We start from the raw sequence: 18083 nt of genomic DNA, 5'->3' as shown, positions 1-18083 counted from the left end.
GAGCCTAGAGCCGGCTTAGTCAAGCAGCCCCGGCTCCTCTCGCCTTCATTTCCTTTATTCTACAGAAGCGGTTTCCAGCTCCTGGCTCTCATCGTTTGCATCGTTCTGGCCCTCGAATCTCACGTTGCGGTAACGGCTCATGCCTGTTCCCGCAGGGATCAGCTTACCGATGATGACATTCTCTTTCAGACCGAGCAGCTGGTCGACTTTTCCTTTGATCGCTGCATCTGTCAGGACGCGGGTCGTCTCCTGGAAGGAGGCCGCGGACAAGAAGGAGTCTGTCTCAAGGGAAGCCTTCGTGATACCGAGCAGAACCGGCTTCGCAACCGCCGGCTCTTTGCCGGACAGAATGGCTTCTTTGTTGGCCACTTCGTATTCATGGATATCCACGTAGGATCCAGGCAGAAGATTCGTATCACCGGCGTCGACGATGCGGATTTTGCGCAGCATCTGCCGGATCATAACCTCAACGTGCTTGTCGTTGATTTCTACGCCCTGGTTCCGGTATACGCGCTGAACTTCCTGAAGGATATAGTTCTGCACGCCGCGGATCCCTTTAATGCGAAGCATTTCTTTCGGATCGATCGAACCGTCGGTCAGTTCATCCCCGGCTTCGATGTGCTTGCCTTCGCTTACGCGCAGACGGGAGCCATACGTAACGGAGTAGACCTTCGTTTCGGCCTCGCCTTGAATTTCAATTTCACGACGGTCTTTCGTTTCGCGGATCTCTTTCACGACACCGTCGATCTCACTAATGGTCGCTTGACCTTTAGGATTACGGGCCTCGAAGAGCTCCTGGATACGCGGAAGACCTTGCGTAATATCGTCACCGGCAACGCCGCCTGTGTGGAATGTACGCATGGTAAGCTGGGTTCCCGGTTCACCGATGGATTGAGCCGCGATAATACCTACCGCTTCACCAATCTCAACATGCTTGCCGGTAGCCAGATTGCGGCCATAGCACTTCTTGCAGACGCCATAACGCGCGCGGCAGCTCAGGATGGAGCGGATTTGTACCGACTCCACGCCGGCTTTGACGATTTCGGCCGCTTTATCCGAATCGATCAGCTCGTTGCGGTTAACAATGATCTCTTTCGTCTCCGGATGACGAACCGTTTCAAAGGAGTAGCGTCCTTCGATCCGATCGTACAGATCCTCGATAACTTCCTTACCGTCTTGGATCCGGCTTACCGTGAAGCCTTTATCCGTGCTGCACTCATCCTCGCGAACGATGACGTCCTGCGCCACGTCGACGAGACGACGGGTCAGATAACCCGAGTCAGCCGTACGAAGCGCCGTATCGGCGAGACCTTTACGCGCACCGTGCGTGGACAGGAAGTACTCGAGTACCGTCAGACCTTCACGGAAGTTCGATTTGATCGGGAGCTCGATGATACGGCCCGACGGGTTCGCCATCAGACCGCGCATACCGCCCAGCTGGGTGATCTGCGATTTGTTACCCCGCGCTTTGGAGTCCACCATGAGCATGATGGAATTGAAGCGGTCCATCGATTTCATCAAGACGTCCGTAATATCGTCTTTCGCTTTCGACCAGATGTCGATGACGCGGTCATAGCGTTCTTCGTTCGTAATCAAGCCGCGACGGTATTGGTTGGTTACCACTCTAACCTTCTCGTCGGACTCTCTCAGGATCTCGTTCTTCTCCTCAGGGACGATAACGTCGGCTACAGCAACCGTTACGCCTGCACGAGTCGAGTACGTGAAGCCGAGCTGCTTGATCTTATCCAGAATGACAGAGGTTTCTGTCGTATGGTACGTCTCGAAGCAGCGGGCGATGATTTGACCCAGGTATTCCTTGCCGACCGCGCCGCTAACCGGAAGACTTTGAATAGCTTCTTGCAGGTTGGCACCCTTTTCGTATACGAAATACTTCTCAGGCGTACCTTGAAGCAGGTTGGTACGGGTAGCCTCGTTGATGTACGGGAAGCTGGCAGGGAAGATTTCGTTGAAGATAATCCGTCCCACCGTCGTAATCAGCATCGCCTTTTGCTGCTCTTCCGTAAAGCTGGTTTTACCCAGAGCCTTAACCGGAATCGCTACACGGGCATGGAGGCCCGCAGTTCCGCGCTGATACGCGGATACCGCTTCGTTCACGCTGCCCAGGATCATGCCGGTGCCCTTCTCTTCCTTGTTATCCATGGTCAGATAGAAGGAACCGAGGACCATATCCTGGGACGGTGTTACGACCGGCTTACCGTCTTTCGGGTTCAAGATGTTGCCGGATGCGAGCATCAGGAGACGCGCTTCCGCTTGGGCTTCAGCCGACAGCGGAACGTGTACCGCCATTTGGTCACCGTCGAAGTCGGCGTTGTAAGCCGTACATACGAGCGGGTGAAGACGGATGGCATGACCTTCAACGAGAATCGGTTCAAACGCCTGGATCCCGAGTCTGTGAAGCGTCGGTGCACGGTTCAGAAGAACCGGATGCTCTTTAATGACTTCCTCAAGCACATCCCATACTTCCGGGCTGACGCGTTCTACTTTGCGCTTCGCACTCTTAATATTATGTGCAAGGCCTTTATTGACCAGTTCTTTCATAACGAACGGTTTGAACAGCTCAAGCGCCATCTTCTTAGGAAGACCGCACTGGTACATTTTCAGATAAGGTCCTACAACGATAACGGAACGACCGGAATAGTCTACCCGTTTACCGAGCAAGTTCTGACGGAAACGTCCCTGCTTACCTTTCAGCATGTGGCTGAGGGATTTGAGCGGACGGTTACCCGGACCTGTTACCGGACGGCCGCGGCGGCCGTTATCGATGAGCGCGTCGACAGCTTCCTGCAGCATGCGCTTCTCGTTCTGCACGATGATGTCCGGCGCTCCGAGGTCCAGCAGTCTCTTCAGACGGTTGTTCCGGTTAATGACGCGGCGGTACAGGTCGTTCAAGTCCGAGGTCGCAAAACGGCCCCCGTCAAGCTGCACCATCGGGCGCAGTTCCGGCGGAATAACCGGGAGCACGTCCATAACCATCCATTCCGGATTGTTGCCGGAGTTGCGGAATGCCTCGATAACCTCCAGACGCTTGATCGCACGGTTACGACGCTGCCCTTGAGCCGTGCGCAGCTCTTCTTTCAGGAACTCGAGCTCTTTTTCAATATCCAGATCCTGCAGGAGCTTCTTAACCGCTTCAGCACCCATGCCGGCTTGGAAGCCGTAGCCGTACTTCTCGCGATAGCTGCGATATTCCTTCTCGGACAGCAGCTGCTTCTTCTCCAGCGGTGTGTCGCCTGGATCCGTAACGACATAAGATGCGAAATAAATGATCTCTTCCAGGGATCTTGGGGACATATCCAGCGCCAGACCCATCCGGCTCGGAATGCCCTTGAAATACCAAATATGCGAAACCGGTGCAGCCAGCTCAATATGCCCCATCCGTTCACGACGGACTTTGGCACGCGTTACTTCAACGCCGCAGCGGTCACAGACTACGCCTTTATAACGGACACGCTTATACTTGCCGCAATGACATTCCCAGTCCTTCTGCGGACCGAAAATCCGTTCACAGAACAGACCTTCCTTCTCGGGCTTCAATGTACGGTAGTTAATCGTCTCCGGCTTCTTAACCTCTCCGCGAGACCACGAGCGGATTTTCTCTGGGGAAGCAAGACCGATCTTCATGTACTCAAAATTGTTAACGTCCAACAAGGAGCAACCCTCCTCAACTTAGTCCTATTTATGTGCTATACAGTCAAGATCACCGCCGCCGCATCATAGCAGGGCGGCGGTGATGAAATGACCGTTATTCCACTCCGACTTCAGCGCCTTCCAAGTTAAGGCTCAGTTTGTCACCTTGAACATCATCTTCATCATCGAGCTCTTTCATCTCGATTTCCTCTTCATTCTCGCTGAGGATTTTAACGTCCATACCAAGCGATTGAAGCTCTTTAATCAATACCTTGAACGATTCAGGAACACCCGGCTCCGGCACGTTCTCGCCCTTGACGATGGATTCGTAGGTTTTCACCCGGCCGACCACGTCATCGGACTTGACGGTAAGAATTTCCTGCAGGGTATAGGCGGCACCGTAAGCTTCAAGCGCCCATACCTCCATCTCACCGAAGCGCTGTCCGCCGAACTGGGCTTTACCACCCAGCGGCTGCTGCGTAACGAGCGAGTATGGTCCCGTGGAACGGGCATGGATCTTATCGTCAACCATGTGCGCGAGTTTGATCATGTGCATGACGCCGACCGTAACTTCACGCTCAAAGCGTTCACCGGTACGACCGTCGTAAAGCACGGTTTTACCGTTGCGCTGCATGCCGGCCTCTTCCATCGTATCAAACACGTCGTATTCGTTCGCGCCGTCAAATACAGGCGTCGCAACGTGAATGCCGAGCTGAAGGGCAGCCATGCCCAAGTGAACCTCAAGCACCTGACCGATGTTCATCCGGGACGGAACCCCGAGCGGGTTCAGTACGACCTGAACCGGCGTGCCATCCGGCAGGAACGGCATGTCTTCCTCAGGGAGAATACGGGCAACGACACCCTTGTTACCGTGACGTCCGGCCATCTTGTCGCCTTCGGAGATTTTACGTTTCTGCGCAATGTAGACGCGAACCAGCTGGTTGACGCCCGGCGGCAGCTCGTCGCCATTCTCGCGAGTGAACACCTTCACGTCGACGATGATTCCGTCACTGCCGTGAGGAACACGCAACGAGGTGTCGCGTACTTCGCGAGCCTTCTCACCGAAGATCGCATGCAGGAGGCGCTCTTCTGCCGTCAGCTCGGTTACACCCTTAGGCGTTACTTTACCGACCAGAATGTCGCCTGCGCTGATCTCGGCACCGATGCGGATAATGCCGCGCTCGTCAAGGTTCTTCAGCGCTTCTTCACCCACGTTCGGGATGTCGCGCGTAATTTCCTCAGGACCAAGCTTCGTATCGCGGGCTTCGGATTCGTATTCCTCGATATGGATCGAAGTGTATACGTCCTCTTTCACCAGCTTCTCGGAGAGGAGAATCGCATCCTCGTAGTTGTAGCCCTCCCAAGTCATGAACGCAACGACGACGTTGCGGCCCAGTGCCAATTCGCCAAGTTCGGTCGACGGTCCGTCAGCGAGAATGTCGCCTTTCTTGACCACGTCTCCGCGTTTGACGATCGGACGCTGGTTGATGCATGTTCCTTGGTTCGAACGCATAAATTTGTGTAATTTATATTTAATTATATCGCCTTTGACTTCCTGTCCATCCACGGTTTCCACGCGGCGGAGCCAGATTTCATTGGCGGATGAGCGCTCAATAATCCCATCGTATTTGGATACAATACATACACCGGAATCTTTGGCAGCCTTATGCTCCATCCCGGTACCGACAAGCGGTGCTTTCGGAACGAGAAGCGGAACGGCCTGCCGCTGCATGTTCGATCCCATCAGCGCACGGTTGGAGTCATCGTTCTCAAGGAACGGAATGAGCGCCGTTGCAACCGACACTACCTGTTTCGGCGAAACGTCCATGTAATCTACACGGTCGCTCGGCATCGGAAGGATGTTATCGGACTGCTTGTTATAACGAACGATAACCATGTCATCGGCGAAGGTGCCGTCTTCAGTAAGCTCGGCGTTCGCCTGAGCGACGATGTAGTTATCTTCTTCGTCGGCAGTCAGGTAATCGATTTGCTCGGTGACTTTCCCGGTCTTCGGATCCACCCAGCGGTATGGAGCTTCAATGAAACCATACTCGTTGATGCGGGCAAACGTCGACAAGGAGTTGATCAGACCGATGTTCGGTCCCTCCGGCGTTTCGATCGGACACATACGGCCGTAGTGACTGTGGTGAACGTCTCGCACTTCGAAGCCTGCGCGCTCACGAGTCAGACCGCCAGGTCCGAGCGCGGACAGACGACGCTTATGCGTCAGTTCCGCCAGCGGGTTCGTCTGGTCCATGAACTGAGACAGCTGGGAGCTTCCGAAGAACTCCTTGATCGAAGCGATCACCGGACGGATGTTGATCAGCGCCTGCGGCGTAATCACGTTCGCGTCCTGGATCGACATTCTCTCACGCACCACGCGCTCCATACGGGACAAACCGATACGGAACTGGTTCTGGAGCAGCTCGCCCACGGAACGCAGACGACGGTTGCCCAGGTGGTCGATATCATCGGTGTTGCCAATGCCATGCAGCAGGTTGATGAAGTAGCTGATGGAAGAGATGATATCGGCTTGCGTAATATGCTTCACGGATTTGTCGATATTGCCGTTTGCAATGACTTTGACGACTTTCCCGTCCTCGATCGGGGAGAATACGTCAATCGTCTGCAGCGTAATATCGTCGCTGTCCATTACACCGCCGGTCACATGGTATTTCTTAAAGCCGACGCTCTTCTCGAGATATGGCATGATCTCGTCCAAAAGACGACGGTCCACAGTTTGACCCGCTTCCGCAATGATCTCGCCCGTTTCGACGTCGATCAAGCTTTCAGCCAAACGGTGGTTGAACAGACGGTTCTTGATATGAAGCTTCTTGTTGATTTTGTAGCGTCCGACATTCGCCAGATCATAACGCTTCGGATCAAAGAAACGAGCGACCAGGAGGCTCTTCGCATTCTCCAATGTCGGCGGCTCGCCCGGACGAAGACGTTCATAAATTTCGATGAGCGCTTTCTCGGTGGAGTCCGTGTTGTCTTTATCCAGCGTGTTTTGAATATATTCATCATTGCCCAGCAATTCCAGAATCTCGGCATCGGTTCCGAAACCGAGCGCCCGCAGCAGCACCGTTACCGGGATTTTGCGTGTACGGTCGATCCGGACATAAATGATGTCCTTCGCATCCATCTCCAGTTCCAGCCATGCTCCGCGATTCGGGATCACTGTTGCCGTGTAAGTCGATTTACCGTTTTTATCCACTTTCGTGCTGAAATAGACGCTGGGAGAGCGAACCAACTGGCTGACAATAACCCGTTCGGCACCATTGATAATGAACGTTCCGGTTTCCGTCATTAACGGGAAGTCACCCATGAACACTTCCTGCTCCTTGACCTCGCCGGTCTCCTTGTTAATGAGCCGGACTTTTACGCGGAGCGGCGCCGCATAAGTAACGTCGCGTTCTTTCGCGTCATCGACGGTGTATTTCGGTTCTCCAAGGCTGTAGTCAATGAACTCAAGCACCAAATTTCCTGTGAAATCCTGAATCGGCGAGATGTCCTGGAACATTTCGCGGAGTCCTTCCTCCAAAAACCATTCATAAGATTTTTGTTGGATTTCAATCAGGTTCGGAACTTCGAGTACCTCGTTGATACGAGAATAACTGCGCCGAGTGCGTCGACCATATTGAACAAGATGTCCTGCCAACTTAAACTCACCCCTCATGTCTACTCACTTAAAAATTCATTGCGAACCTCTGTTTGTAACACTATAATGGAACATACAGAGCACACACCCATAAATAGAGAAAAGCCCTTATCGAATACCTTTCGAAAAAAGAGCAGCTTATCCATGGTTATGATAATCATCTCATATCTTGTAGATTTGCCTAAAATGTACATATTATACGTCAAGGCGACATACTTTATGCATCTTTCCGCACAATAATGCTTGACATTTCAGCAAACTAAAGACAAAGAGACCATCCTAATACTGACATTTTATAATAATACCATATCAGAATACCCAAGTCAACAGCCCATGCTGTATTTTATTCTGCCATTTCAAGAGTCTTCGGCACGAAAATCCGTTAAGCTTCCCAAAGGATCGATCCGTTCCAATGGTTTCGCTTTGCTGACACTCCCTGCACATTAGAGGTATTTTATCCGAGCCGATCCGATCATCCGGTTCAGGCTTTGGTCGCTTTGAATATCCGGTACCCCTTATCCTTCGTCACTTCCTCCACCTGCCCGAACAATGTTTCGAGCTTGGCCTTCGCCGATGGAGCTCCCTGCTTCTTCTGGATCACAACCCACAGCTGGCCGCCTTCGCGCAGATGATCCCATGCTTCCGCAAAAATCGTATGCACCGTTTCTTTCCCGGCACGGATCGGCGGGTTCGTCAACACCACGTCGAACGTCTGATCCTTGACCGCCTCAAACAAATCGCTCTCCAGAATCGTCACATTGGCAATGCCGTTATGCCTCGCATTTTCCCGGGCAAGCTCCACGGCGCGGCTGTTAATGTCGATCATCGTTACATGCCCCTGCGGGACCAGTCTGGCCGCCGTCAGTCCAATCGGGCCGTATCCGCAGCCCACATCCAGCACGGAAGCGTCCGGCGCGAATTCCATCGCGTCGATCAGCACCCGGCTGCCGTAATCAATGCCGCCCTTGGAGAATACCCCGGCGTCGCTGATGAAGCGCAGCGAGTGTCCCCGGAGCTCTGCCTTCAGCTCTTTGCGGTCGTGCGCGGTTTCCGGCTGATTCGAGTAATAATGTTGATTCGGCATCCTTGTCCTCCTGTACATCGTAGCACCATCGTAACCATCATGGTCTAAGGATCACGGCTGGCCTAGGCGCCCAGCCTCTTCATACACCAGTATGTCCTATCTCTTTTAGAAACAGTATAAAAGATTTCCCGCCACAATAACAAACCCCTTGAACCAAAATTCAAGGGGTTTGTCTCGTGCTGACGATTCGGTTATGGAAGCAATTACTTCACTTCTACGGAAGCGCCTGCTTCTTCCAACTTAGCTTTAACAGCTTCAGCTTCGTCTTTGGATACTTTTTCTTTCAGTGGTTTTGGAGCGTTGTCAACCAGTTCTTTTGCTTCTTTCAAGCCAAGACCTGTGATTTCGCGAACCACTTTGATTACGTTGATCTTGGAAGCGCCAGCGCTTGCCAGGATTACGTCGAACTCGGATTGCTCAGCAGCTTCAGCTGCACCAGCGCCACCTACAACAGCTACTGGAGCTGCAGCAGTTACACCGAATTCTTCTTCGATTGCTTTTACAAGATCGTTCAGTTCCAGAACAGACATACCTTTAATTGCTTCCAAGATTTGCTCTTTGCTCATTTAAGTTGAACCTCCATTTATAATTAAGATTTGATAGTTGTTGTTACACCGCTCGGGCAAGCCCTAGCTTATGCGCTTTGCTCTTCCTTCTCAGCAACGGCTTTAACTGCAAGCGCGAAGTTGCGCACTGGAGCTTGAAGCACGCTGAGGAGCATGGAGAGGAGACCTTCGCGGGATGGAAGTTCTGCCAGAGCTTTGATTTCGCTCTCTCCAACCACACGACCTTCTACTACTGCGCCTTTCAATTTCAACGCTTCGTTCTTCTTCGCAAAATCATTCAGGATTTTTGCTGGAGCGACAGCGTCATTGGTACCAAACGCTACAGCTGTAGGTCCGGTCAATACTTCGTCAAGCTCGGACAGCTCAGCAGCTGCAGTCGCACGGCGAAGCAACGAGTTTTTCAATACTTGGAACTCAACGCCAGCTTCGCGAAGCTGCTTACGCAGTTCGGTAACCTGCGATACGTTCAAACCACGGTAGTCTGCAACAACAGTCGTTACGCTCTCGCGCATTTTCGCTGCAATCACCTCAACCGCTTCTTGTTTCGCTTGAATCACTTTTGCGTTTGCCAATGTTTACACCTCCTGGTTGTATTAGTAGCGCTAGGAGCAAATCCATCGCTCCCCGCTCTTCCTACGGGCACTAAAAAAGCCTCCGTAGAATCACGAAGGCCTGATGAATCATCATTTGACCGGAATGACCGGACAAGCTGCTGACGTTCTATCATAACACCTCGGTAGGAAATTAAGCCTGCTTAGGGCACCTACTGTCTACGGCAAGCATATTCAACTTTAGGGGTCAGTCTCTAAGACTCACAACTGTTACATAATATCAAATATCCATGACGAAAGTCAATGGAAAAATATTATCTGTAAACAGCTGTGCTCACGCGAGCGCTAGGTCCCATGGTCGAGGAAACAGCGATGCCTTTCAGGTATACACCTTTAGCGGCAGCCGGCTTCGCACGATTCAATGCATCGATGAGAGCTTTGAGGTTCTCATTCAGTTGTTCTGCACTGAAGGACACTTTACCAATCGGAGCGTGAATTTGACCTGCTTTGTCCAGACGGTACTCGATTTTACCAGCTTTGATTTCTTGAACAGCCTTGGCAACCTCGAACGTAACCGTACCGGCTTTAGGGTTAGGCATCAGGCCTTTACCGCCGAGCAAACGGCCAAGTTTACCGACTTCGCTCATCATATCAGGTGTAGCTACGCAGACATCGAAATCGAACCAGCCTTGTTGGATTTTGTTGATCATGTCCTGATCGCCAACAAAATCTGCGCCAGCCGCTTCCGCTTCTTTCGCTTTTTCACCTTTTGCAAATACCAGAACGCGTTGTGTTTTACCTGTACCGTGAGGCAGTACAACAACACCGCGAACAGCCTGGTCTTGTTTACGAGGGTCTACACCCAAACGCACAGCCACTTCGACAGTTTCGTCGAATTTAGCCGTTGCAGCCTTCTTCACAAGCTCTACAGCTTCCAAAGGCTCATAAGTTGCTTCGCTGTCGATCAGCTTCGCAGCTTCAACGTATTTCTTACCGTGTTTAGCCATGATTGTTTTTCCTCCTTTGTGGTGTTAGCGGAATTTCCTCCCACATGATCCGGATGCCACGCATCCGGTTTAACGCTCGATAGACGATTAGTCCTCGATTGTGATACCCATACTGCGGGCAGTACCTTCTACCATCTTCATTGCAGCTTCAACAGATGCAGCGTTCAGGTCAGGCATTTTCGTTTCAGCGATTTGACGCACAGCGTCGCGCTTAACGGTAGCGACTTTCTTCTTGTTAGGCTCGCCGGATCCTTTTTCGATCTTAGCAGCCACACGAAGCAGAACAGCAGCCGGTGGAGTTTTCGTGATGAACGTAAAGGAACGATCCTCGAATACCGAAATTTCAACCGGGATGATCAGACCAGCTTGATCAGCGGTACGTGCGTTGAATTCTTTACAGAATGCCATGATGTTGACACCCGCTTGACCCAATGCAGGACCTACTGGAGGAGCTGGATTCGCTTTACCTGCAGGAATTTGCAGTTTAACAACTTTGATAACCTTTTTAGCCATGGTTGACACCTCCTTGCATCAATAGTGGTAGCGGACGATGTTAGACGCCCTCCCACAAGAAACCCGAAGAACGAAATCTATATCTTCTCCACTTGAGTGTAATCCAGCTCAAGCGGGGTTTCCCGTCCAAACATGTTGACGTGAACCTTCAACTTGCTCTTATCAGCCAAAATCTCTTCCACGGAGCCCACAAAATTCGCAAAAGGACCAACCTTGATCCGAACGGATTCTTTGATATCGAATTCGATCTTCGGTTTCGGTTCCTCCATGCCCATATGCTTCAGAATCTGTTCCACTTCTTCCGGAAGCAAAGGCGTCGGTTTAGAACCGGACCCCGTCGAACCGACAAACCCGGTCACTCCTGGCGTATTGCGGACAACATACCAAGAATCATCCGTTTGAATCATTTCGACCAAGACATATCCCGGGTAAACTTTCCGCATGACCGTTTTCTTCTTGCCATCCTTGTTTACCACTTCTTCTTCCATCGGAACAAGAACGCGGAATATTTTGTCCTCCATGCCCATGGACTCGACACGTTTTTCCAAATTGGCTTTGACTTTATTCTCATACCCGGAATAGGTATGAACTACATACCATCTTTTTTCCATATCAAGCCACCTGGGACCCTTCTAAATAATCGCTTCGATCACAGCGGAAATGCCGATGTCTATAACCCAAAAATAAATCGTGACAAACACAATGGTGCCTAGAACGATTAGAGTATAGTTCGTCAGTTCTTTACGATTGGGCCAGCGAACCTTTTTAAGTTCCGCCCAGCTTTCAGAGAAAAAGGAAAACAGAGACTTGAAACCACGTTTCACGCCGACTACACCTCCAAATGAAAACTATCTGGTTTCGCGATGAGGAGTTTGCTCGTTACAAAACTTGCAAAATTTCTTCATCTCCATGCGGTCGGGGTGATTTCGCTTGTTTTTGGTGGTTGTGTAGTTTCTTTGTTTGCAGCTTGTACAAGCCAAAGTGATAATTACCCGCATGATGTGCACCTCCCGAAGACGTCCTTCTTCACCAGAAGAACCGATATTGATCCTAGTAGAAACAATCTTGCTTCCTAGGGGGAAGCCTGATTATTTCTGCGAGATGAATCAAATCGCTGTTCCAAGCGCTTGTAACAACGATCCATTCATAAAACACGCGAATTTAGGCCTACCTAAAACACTTTATCATATGGATAGAGCCATTTCAAGCCTTTTTCTCTCTGACCGCGGGCTGCAATAAATGCCATTAACAACTAAACCGAGGCACCGGTCGTGAAGTTCTTGCAGGCATCCTGCGTTGAACAGCAAAGCTGCGCCGAAGCGTATTCTCAACATGACAGCCGTTTACGTCTATACCAGTATGTTCAATCTTCCAGCCGATAAAACACCGGATGGGCACTTTTTAAGGGATTCATGCTGCCCGGACGGACCTATAGCATATCAAGGACTGCACCGCCGTTCAAGCTTGGAAGCCGATCGACCGCAGCCTATGGTCCAGATAATGAAAAAAAGGCTCTGATCGGAGCCTTCCCTTAACCGTTTGACCAAGACTTCAGTTATCCCTGACCTCCAGATACCGTTCAAGCTTGCGCTTGACCCGCTGGAGAGCATTATCGATCGATTTCACATGACGCCTTAAATCTACCGCGATTTCCTGGTAGGAACGTCCGTCCAGATAGAGCATCAGAACTTTGCGCTCCAAATCGCTCAAAATCTCGGACATCTTGTCCTCCAAGCCGACGAACTCCTCTTGATTAATGATCAGTTCCTCCGGATCGCTTACAGCCGTGCCGCAAATAACGTCCAGCAGCGTACGGTCCGAATCCTCATCATAAATAGGCTTGTCCAATGAGACATACGAATTGAGCGGGATATGCTTCTGTCTCGTAGCCGTCTTGATCGCCGTAATGATTTGCCTGGTAATGCACAGCTCGGCAAAGGCCTTGAACGAGGACAGCTTATCCCCTTTAAAATCACGTATTGCTTTGTACAGCCCGATCATGCCTTCCTGGACGATGTCCTCCCGGTCGGCTCCTATCAGAAAATAAGAGCGGGCTTTAGCACGTACAAAATTCCGGTACTTATTGATCAAATACTCCAGCGCCCCGCTGTCACCTTCGCGGACCGCCTCGACAATGTCTTCATCGCTTATCACATCATACCCTGACAACATGACTTCCTTGAGGTCCACACTCAATAGAATCCCTCCGGCCCGGAACGCACGGTAGCCCGTCACTCGCTTGAAATATATGACAAGTATATATGATGTCTACTAGACCGTCAACCACGATCTACCTAATATAGAGTGATATTAACATTAAATGTAAGATTTTCATGATTTCTCGGAGTTGCTCATAGATTGGCAGCAGCCTATTCCTTGCAGGACTACTCCCTGCGCCAACGCTCGAACATCTGTCTTATATCGGGCGGAAGCTTGCCGTCGAGGGTATTTCGACCTTTCGTCTGTTCCTTGGCAATCTTCTGCTGCACCTCGCGCTCGCTCTGCTCGACTTCGTTCAGCAGCTCCCTTGCGGATAAGCGGAGCGCGCCGCGGGCAAAAATGATATGCTGCTCGATCAGATCGCTGGTAGCCACATAAATTTTGCGCCGGCGATGGCTGAATTCCCCGACCAAGCGCTCAATGCATTCGTCCGCGGTTTCCTTCTCCTTCGTGAAGTATACCTGGACCTTGCCCTGCGTATAGGATTTGCCCAATCCCGGCACCCGGTACGCGTCAAAAATCGCGATGACCCGAAGTCCCGAATAAGCCTGATAATCCGCCAGCTTTGCAAGCAGCACATCCCGTGCTTCCTCCATGCTGCTGCTTGCAAGCTTGGCAAGAAACGGCCAGCCGCCGATCATGTTATAGCCATCGACCAGCAGCACATCCCGCCAATCGGCCATCGCGGCTAACCCTGAAGGCGACGACGGCGAAGCACTTCGTACATCACGACACCAGCGGCAACCGAAGCATTCAGCGAATTGATCGTTCCGGCCATCGGAAGCTTAACCAGCACATCGCATTTTTCGCGGATCAGACGCCCCATCCCTTTATTTTCGTTTCCGATGACGATCGCGACCGGCCCGTCAAACACGTCGGTGTCGTACAGCTCCTGCACGGCATCAACCACGGTGCCTACAACCCAAACGCCCATCTCCTTCAGCTGGTCGATCGTCTGGCCGAGATTGGTTACTCTTGCGACAGGCACATACTCCACGGCGCCTGCCGACGTCTTGGATACCGTTGCCGTAATCTGCGCCGATCTGCGCTTGGGCAAAATGACGCCATGCGCGCCGGTGCAGTCCGCCGTTCTGAGAATCGATCCAAGGTTATGCGGATCCTCGATTTCGTCCAGCAGCAGCAGAAATGGCGGCTCTCCCTTATCTTCTGCGGCTTTCAGCAGATCGTCCACCTCGACGTACGCGTACGGCGCGACCTGCGCCACGACCCCTTGGTGCTGAATGCCCGGAGCCATCTGATCCAGCTTGCGCTTGTCCACATGCGAGATGACGATGCCCAGCTTCTTCGCTTCCGCGATAATCGGCTGGGTTAAGTGCTTCTGAGCATTTTCAGCGATCCATATTTTATTGATTGTTCGTCCCGACCTCAGCGCTTCCGTGACGGAATGCTTGCCTGCGACAATTTCCTCTTCCTGCATGCTGTACCCTCCTGCATATAAGCCGGGACGGGCGGCATTTGCCGCCAGCCGGCTGCTCGATTCGTTTCTCATGATGCATTGATATATTGTCTGACACTAAGCCCGTTTAAGCCCGTCTATTATTTCGAATGTTCCACGTACTCGATGCTTTTGCCGACAAGCTCGCGAATCCGGTCCTGCTGCCCCGTATAGTATAAATACCCTACCAAGGTTTCAAAGGCCGTTGCATGGCGATATTCCAGCACATCCGCGTTTTTCGGAACGCTGCCCGACTTGGCGTTGCGCCCCTGGCGAACGATGTCCTGCTCCTCTTCCGTGAGGAGCGGCTCGAGATACGCCAGAATCCGGCTCTGGGCCTTCGCCGAGACAAGTCCCGTCGCCGTCCGGTGCAGATGATTCGGCCGAAGATTCGGCCGGGATATCAAATACTGCCGTACGGCGACCTCATAGATCGCATCCCCGATATAGGCCAGCACAATCGGCGGAATGAGCCTTGCCGGCTTCGACGGCGGAAAGTCGAACCAGCCGAGGGCCGGCTCCTGAAAGTCCGGCCCGCTCATTTGCGCTTCCAGCGCATGCCCTGCGCAGTATCCTCCAGCACGATGCCTTTGGCTGCCAGCAAGTCGCGAATCTCGTCCGCTCTTCCCCAGTTCTTGTTCTTTCTGGCCTCCACACGCTCGGCAATCAGGCGTTCAATCTCCTCGTCCAGCATAGCATCCTCGCCTGTGTTCACGATCCGCAGCACGCCGTTCATCACGTTAAAGGCATCGAGCACCTCCCGCAGATCCGCCGCCGGAATCGAAGACTCTTGCAGCAGCTGGTTCGCTTCGCTCGCCCACTGGAACATCGCCGTTATCGCATCAGGCGTGTTGAAATCATCCTGCATTTTCTGATGAAATTCGGCAAGAACCGCCGACATTTTATTCCGGATCTCCTCGCCGGCTTCCGCATCCGGCGAGCCGACCGCCGCGCTTAACCGGTGCTTGACATTTGCGGCGGCATTAGCAAGACGCTCCACGCTGTTCTGCGCCTGATCCATAACCTCTTCGCTGAAGTTGAGCGGATTGCGGTAATGGGTAGACAGCATAAAGTAGCGTACCGCTTCCTTCGTATATTGTTCGCGCAAATCCTTAACCAATACGCCGTTTCCGAGCGACTTCGACATCTTCTCGTTGTTGATGCGGATGTATCCGTTATGCATCCAGTAGTTCGCAAGCGGCTTTCCTGTCAGCGCTTCGGACTGCGCCACTTCGCACTCATGGTGCGGGAACTGCAGATCCTGGCCGCCGCCGTGGATATCGAGCGTATCCCCCAGATAACGGCGCGCCATGGCCGAGCATTCGATATGCCACCCCGGCCGGCCGTCGCCCCACGGGCTGCTCCAGTAAATTTCACCGGGCTTCGCAGCCTTCCACAGCACGAAATCCTCCGGATTTTCCTTGCGCTTATCCACCTCGATCCGGATGCCGAACTGCAGCTCGTCGAGATTTTGCTGGGACAGCTTCCCGTATCCGTCGAATTTGCGGGTGCGGAAGAATACATCGCCTCCGTTCTCATAAGCGAAGCCGCGATCCACGAGGTCCTGAATGAACTCAATGATGTTCTCCATGTTGTCCGTTACCCGCGGATTCAAGGTCGCTCTCGGGATGCCAAGGCCGTTGAGGTCCTCGTAGTAAGCCTTGATAAACTTATCCGCCACCTCCGGAACCGTGGTCCCGGTTTGTTCCGCTTTCCGGATCATTTTGTCGTCGACATCCGTAAAGTTCACGACATAATGGACATCATTGCCCTGCTGCTCAAAGTAAGCGCGAACGACGTCGAAAAAGATCATCGGACGCGCATTGCCGATATGGATGTAATCGTACACGGTAGGACCGCATACATAAATTTTAACCTTGCCTGCCTCCTGGGCAACGAATGTTTCCTTCATGCGGGTCAATGTGTTATAGATTTGCAGCGCCATGTTGTATCCCCTCATTCCTTTCATCATCTGATTGCGTCTTGCATACGAGAAGTGCAAGTCCCCGGCTTTCAGGGTAAAAGCGCTCCTCGCATCGTCCGCGACGCACACGAATTCGTCAATATTGATAAACGGTTCGAGACTTTCACTCGCAATCGCTTATTATTCCTTATTAATCGAAGACAGCATAACCTCCGGAGCGGACTTCTTCAGCTCCCGTCTCGTCTCCTCCAGCTCCGCCCGCAGCTGGTCGATCTCTTTCTGCATCGAGCGAAGGGTATCGACGATCGGGTCCGGCAGGTTCGTATGATCGAGGCGGTCGCGAACCCGCTCCCCGTTCTGCTTCACGACTTTGCCGGGATTGCCGACCACGGTGCTGTTCGGCGGAACGGGCCGCAGCACGACGGCGTTGGAGCCGATATTACAGTTATCCCCAATCGCAAAGGAACCTAGCACTTTGGCGCCGGAACCGATGACAACGTTGTTGCCGATCGTTGGATGACGCTTGCCCTTCTCCTTGCCGGTACCGCCGAGCGTTACCCCTTGGTAAATGACGACATCGTCCCCGATTTCGCAGGTCTCGCCAATGACAACCCCCATGCCATGGTCGATAAACAGCCTTTGCCCGATCCGGGCGCCGGGGTGAATTTCGATCCCGGTCATAAAACGGCTGATCTGCGATATGATCCGGGCCAGCGTATACCAGCGCCGCTTGAATAATGCATGGGCAACCCGATGGGCCCATAATGCATGAAGCCCCGAGTAGGTGAATACCACTTCAAAAAGCCCCCGGGCAGCCGGGTCATTCTCAAACACTGTCCGAATATCCGATTTCATCTGTTTGAACATGAACGCTCCCTCTTTCCCTGTTCCAATCGCGTTATGCATCTGTCCCTCATCGTTATTCCCTATAACAAAAACGCCTCTGCAGCTTATCGCTGCAGAGGCGTTCGACCGCGGTTCCACTCTGCTTAGAATCGGCCTTCTGATCCTCCCTTATCAGGGCATTGATCGTAAGCCAATTCCACTTCATGTCATTAACGGCAGACGACCGGCATGATCTAACGATGGTGTTCGCTTCAACCATGCAGCTCACAGGTGCATTTCCGCTGCAGGCTAACGGGACAACTCTCAGCCGGCAGCTTGATCTGCCGATTGTCCTCTCTGGAACGTGCCTGTTTGATGCGTACTTCTCCTGATCCAAGCTATTATACGTTTATTTGTTGATGTAGGTGGAGCCACCCTCCTCTAAAGGACGCTCCGTTGACGGATTGTGCTTTCGATCGCTGTTGTTTTCGAATTTCGATCAATCACTTTCTCAAGGGGGAAATCCGAAAACAAAGGCGAACGCGTTGGTTCTACAGCCCAATTCCGTCCACTGCGCTACTTCTTCTTAAGGAGTTAATATCTGAACCTACATCAAAGAATATTCCAC

The 18083-nt window shown here is 52.2% G+C and carries 16 protein-coding genes and 1 other annotated feature; all 16 genes read right to left on the bottom strand.

The genetic code is table 11. The annotated features are described in order from the left end of the window. Positions 1 to 54: 54 nt before the first annotated feature. The 16 genes from rpoC to cysE all read right to left on the bottom strand — a co-directional run bounded on the left by rpoC (position 55) and on the right by cysE (position 17497). Positions 55 to 3669, bottom strand: coding sequence for a DNA-directed RNA polymerase subunit beta' (gene rpoC / locus BBD41_RS17475; protein WP_077568292.1), 3615 nt, complete (start codon positions 3667 to 3669; stop codon positions 55 to 57). Positions 3670 to 3763: 94 nt separating this feature from the next. Continuing rightward, entirely contained in the window at positions 3764 to 7309 is a 3546-nt protein-coding gene (gene rpoB / locus BBD41_RS17470; RefSeq protein WP_077568293.1) for a DNA-directed RNA polymerase subunit beta, read from the bottom strand. A gap of 481 nt (positions 7310 to 7790) precedes the next feature. Continuing rightward, positions 7791 to 8393: a class I SAM-dependent methyltransferase gene (locus BBD41_RS17465; protein WP_099478351.1), complete on the bottom strand. Its 603-nt coding sequence runs from the start codon at positions 8391 to 8393 to the stop codon at positions 7791 to 7793. A gap of 203 nt (positions 8394 to 8596) precedes the next feature. Continuing rightward, entirely contained in the window at positions 8597 to 8959 is a 363-nt protein-coding gene (gene rplL, locus BBD41_RS17460) for a 50S ribosomal protein L7/L12 (RefSeq protein ID WP_007132577.1), read from the bottom strand. A gap of 68 nt (positions 8960 to 9027) precedes the next feature. Then, positions 9028 to 9531: a 50S ribosomal protein L10 gene (rplJ, locus tag BBD41_RS17455; protein ID WP_077568295.1), complete on the bottom strand. Its 504-nt coding sequence runs from the start codon at positions 9529 to 9531 to the stop codon at positions 9028 to 9030. 63 nt (positions 9532 to 9594) lie between these two features. Further along, positions 9595 to 9753: a sequence feature (ribosomal protein L10 leader region), on the bottom strand. Between the two features lie 71 nt (positions 9754 to 9824). Next, entirely contained in the window at positions 9825 to 10517 is a 693-nt protein-coding gene (rplA, locus tag BBD41_RS17450; RefSeq protein ID WP_007132579.1) for a 50S ribosomal protein L1, read from the bottom strand. Positions 10518 to 10604: 87 nt separating this feature from the next. Beyond that, positions 10605 to 11030 (bottom strand): 50S ribosomal protein L11, encoded by a 426-nt coding sequence (gene rplK / locus BBD41_RS17445; RefSeq protein ID WP_007132580.1) that lies wholly within the window; start codon positions 11028 to 11030, stop codon positions 10605 to 10607. 77 nt (positions 11031 to 11107) lie between these two features. After that, the gene (nusG, locus tag BBD41_RS17440) at positions 11108 to 11641 is read right to left on the bottom strand and encodes a transcription termination/antitermination protein NusG (protein WP_007132581.1); all 534 of its coding nucleotides are present in this window, start codon (positions 11639 to 11641) and stop codon (positions 11108 to 11110) included. A gap of 21 nt (positions 11642 to 11662) precedes the next feature. Further along, positions 11663 to 11854, bottom strand: coding sequence for a preprotein translocase subunit SecE (secE, locus tag BBD41_RS17435; RefSeq protein ID WP_007132582.1), 192 nt, complete (start codon positions 11852 to 11854; stop codon positions 11663 to 11665). Between the two features lie 24 nt (positions 11855 to 11878). Continuing rightward, a complete protein-coding gene (gene rpmG, locus BBD41_RS17430; RefSeq protein ID WP_006212941.1) occupies positions 11879 to 12028 on the bottom strand; it encodes a 50S ribosomal protein L33 in 150 nt (49 codons plus the stop codon). A gap of 553 nt (positions 12029 to 12581) precedes the next feature. Then, positions 12582 to 13226 (bottom strand): RNA polymerase sporulation sigma factor SigH, encoded by a 645-nt coding sequence (sigH, locus tag BBD41_RS17425; RefSeq protein WP_006212942.1) that lies wholly within the window; start codon positions 13224 to 13226, stop codon positions 12582 to 12584. Positions 13227 to 13414: 188 nt separating this feature from the next. After that, positions 13415 to 13933: an NYN domain-containing protein gene (locus BBD41_RS17420; RefSeq protein WP_077568296.1), complete on the bottom strand. Its 519-nt coding sequence runs from the start codon at positions 13931 to 13933 to the stop codon at positions 13415 to 13417. Between the two features lie 5 nt (positions 13934 to 13938). Beyond that, positions 13939 to 14688: a 23S rRNA (guanosine(2251)-2'-O)-methyltransferase RlmB gene (gene rlmB, locus BBD41_RS17415; protein WP_099478350.1), complete on the bottom strand. Its 750-nt coding sequence runs from the start codon at positions 14686 to 14688 to the stop codon at positions 13939 to 13941. A gap of 119 nt (positions 14689 to 14807) precedes the next feature. Beyond that, entirely contained in the window at positions 14808 to 15248 is a 441-nt protein-coding gene (locus tag BBD41_RS17410) for a Mini-ribonuclease 3 (protein ID WP_099478349.1), read from the bottom strand. Next, complete coding sequence (gene cysS / locus BBD41_RS17405; protein ID WP_099478348.1) at positions 15245 to 16651, bottom strand: cysteine--tRNA ligase; 1407 nt, start codon at positions 16649 to 16651, stop codon at positions 15245 to 15247. The genes BBD41_RS17410 and cysS overlap by 4 nt, the downstream gene beginning before the upstream one ends. 159 nt (positions 16652 to 16810) lie before the next feature. Beyond that, the gene (gene cysE / locus BBD41_RS17400; protein ID WP_040740229.1) at positions 16811 to 17497 is read right to left on the bottom strand and encodes a serine O-acetyltransferase; all 687 of its coding nucleotides are present in this window, start codon (positions 17495 to 17497) and stop codon (positions 16811 to 16813) included. Positions 17498 to 18083 lie beyond the last annotated feature (586 nt).

The organism is Paenibacillus ihbetae (assembly GCF_002741055.1).
GTDB lineage: Bacteria > Bacillota > Bacilli > Paenibacillales > Paenibacillaceae > Paenibacillus_AQ > Paenibacillus_AQ ihbetae.
Note: the sequence above shows the minus strand (reverse complement) of the source record. Positions and strands in the feature narration are given on the sequence as shown.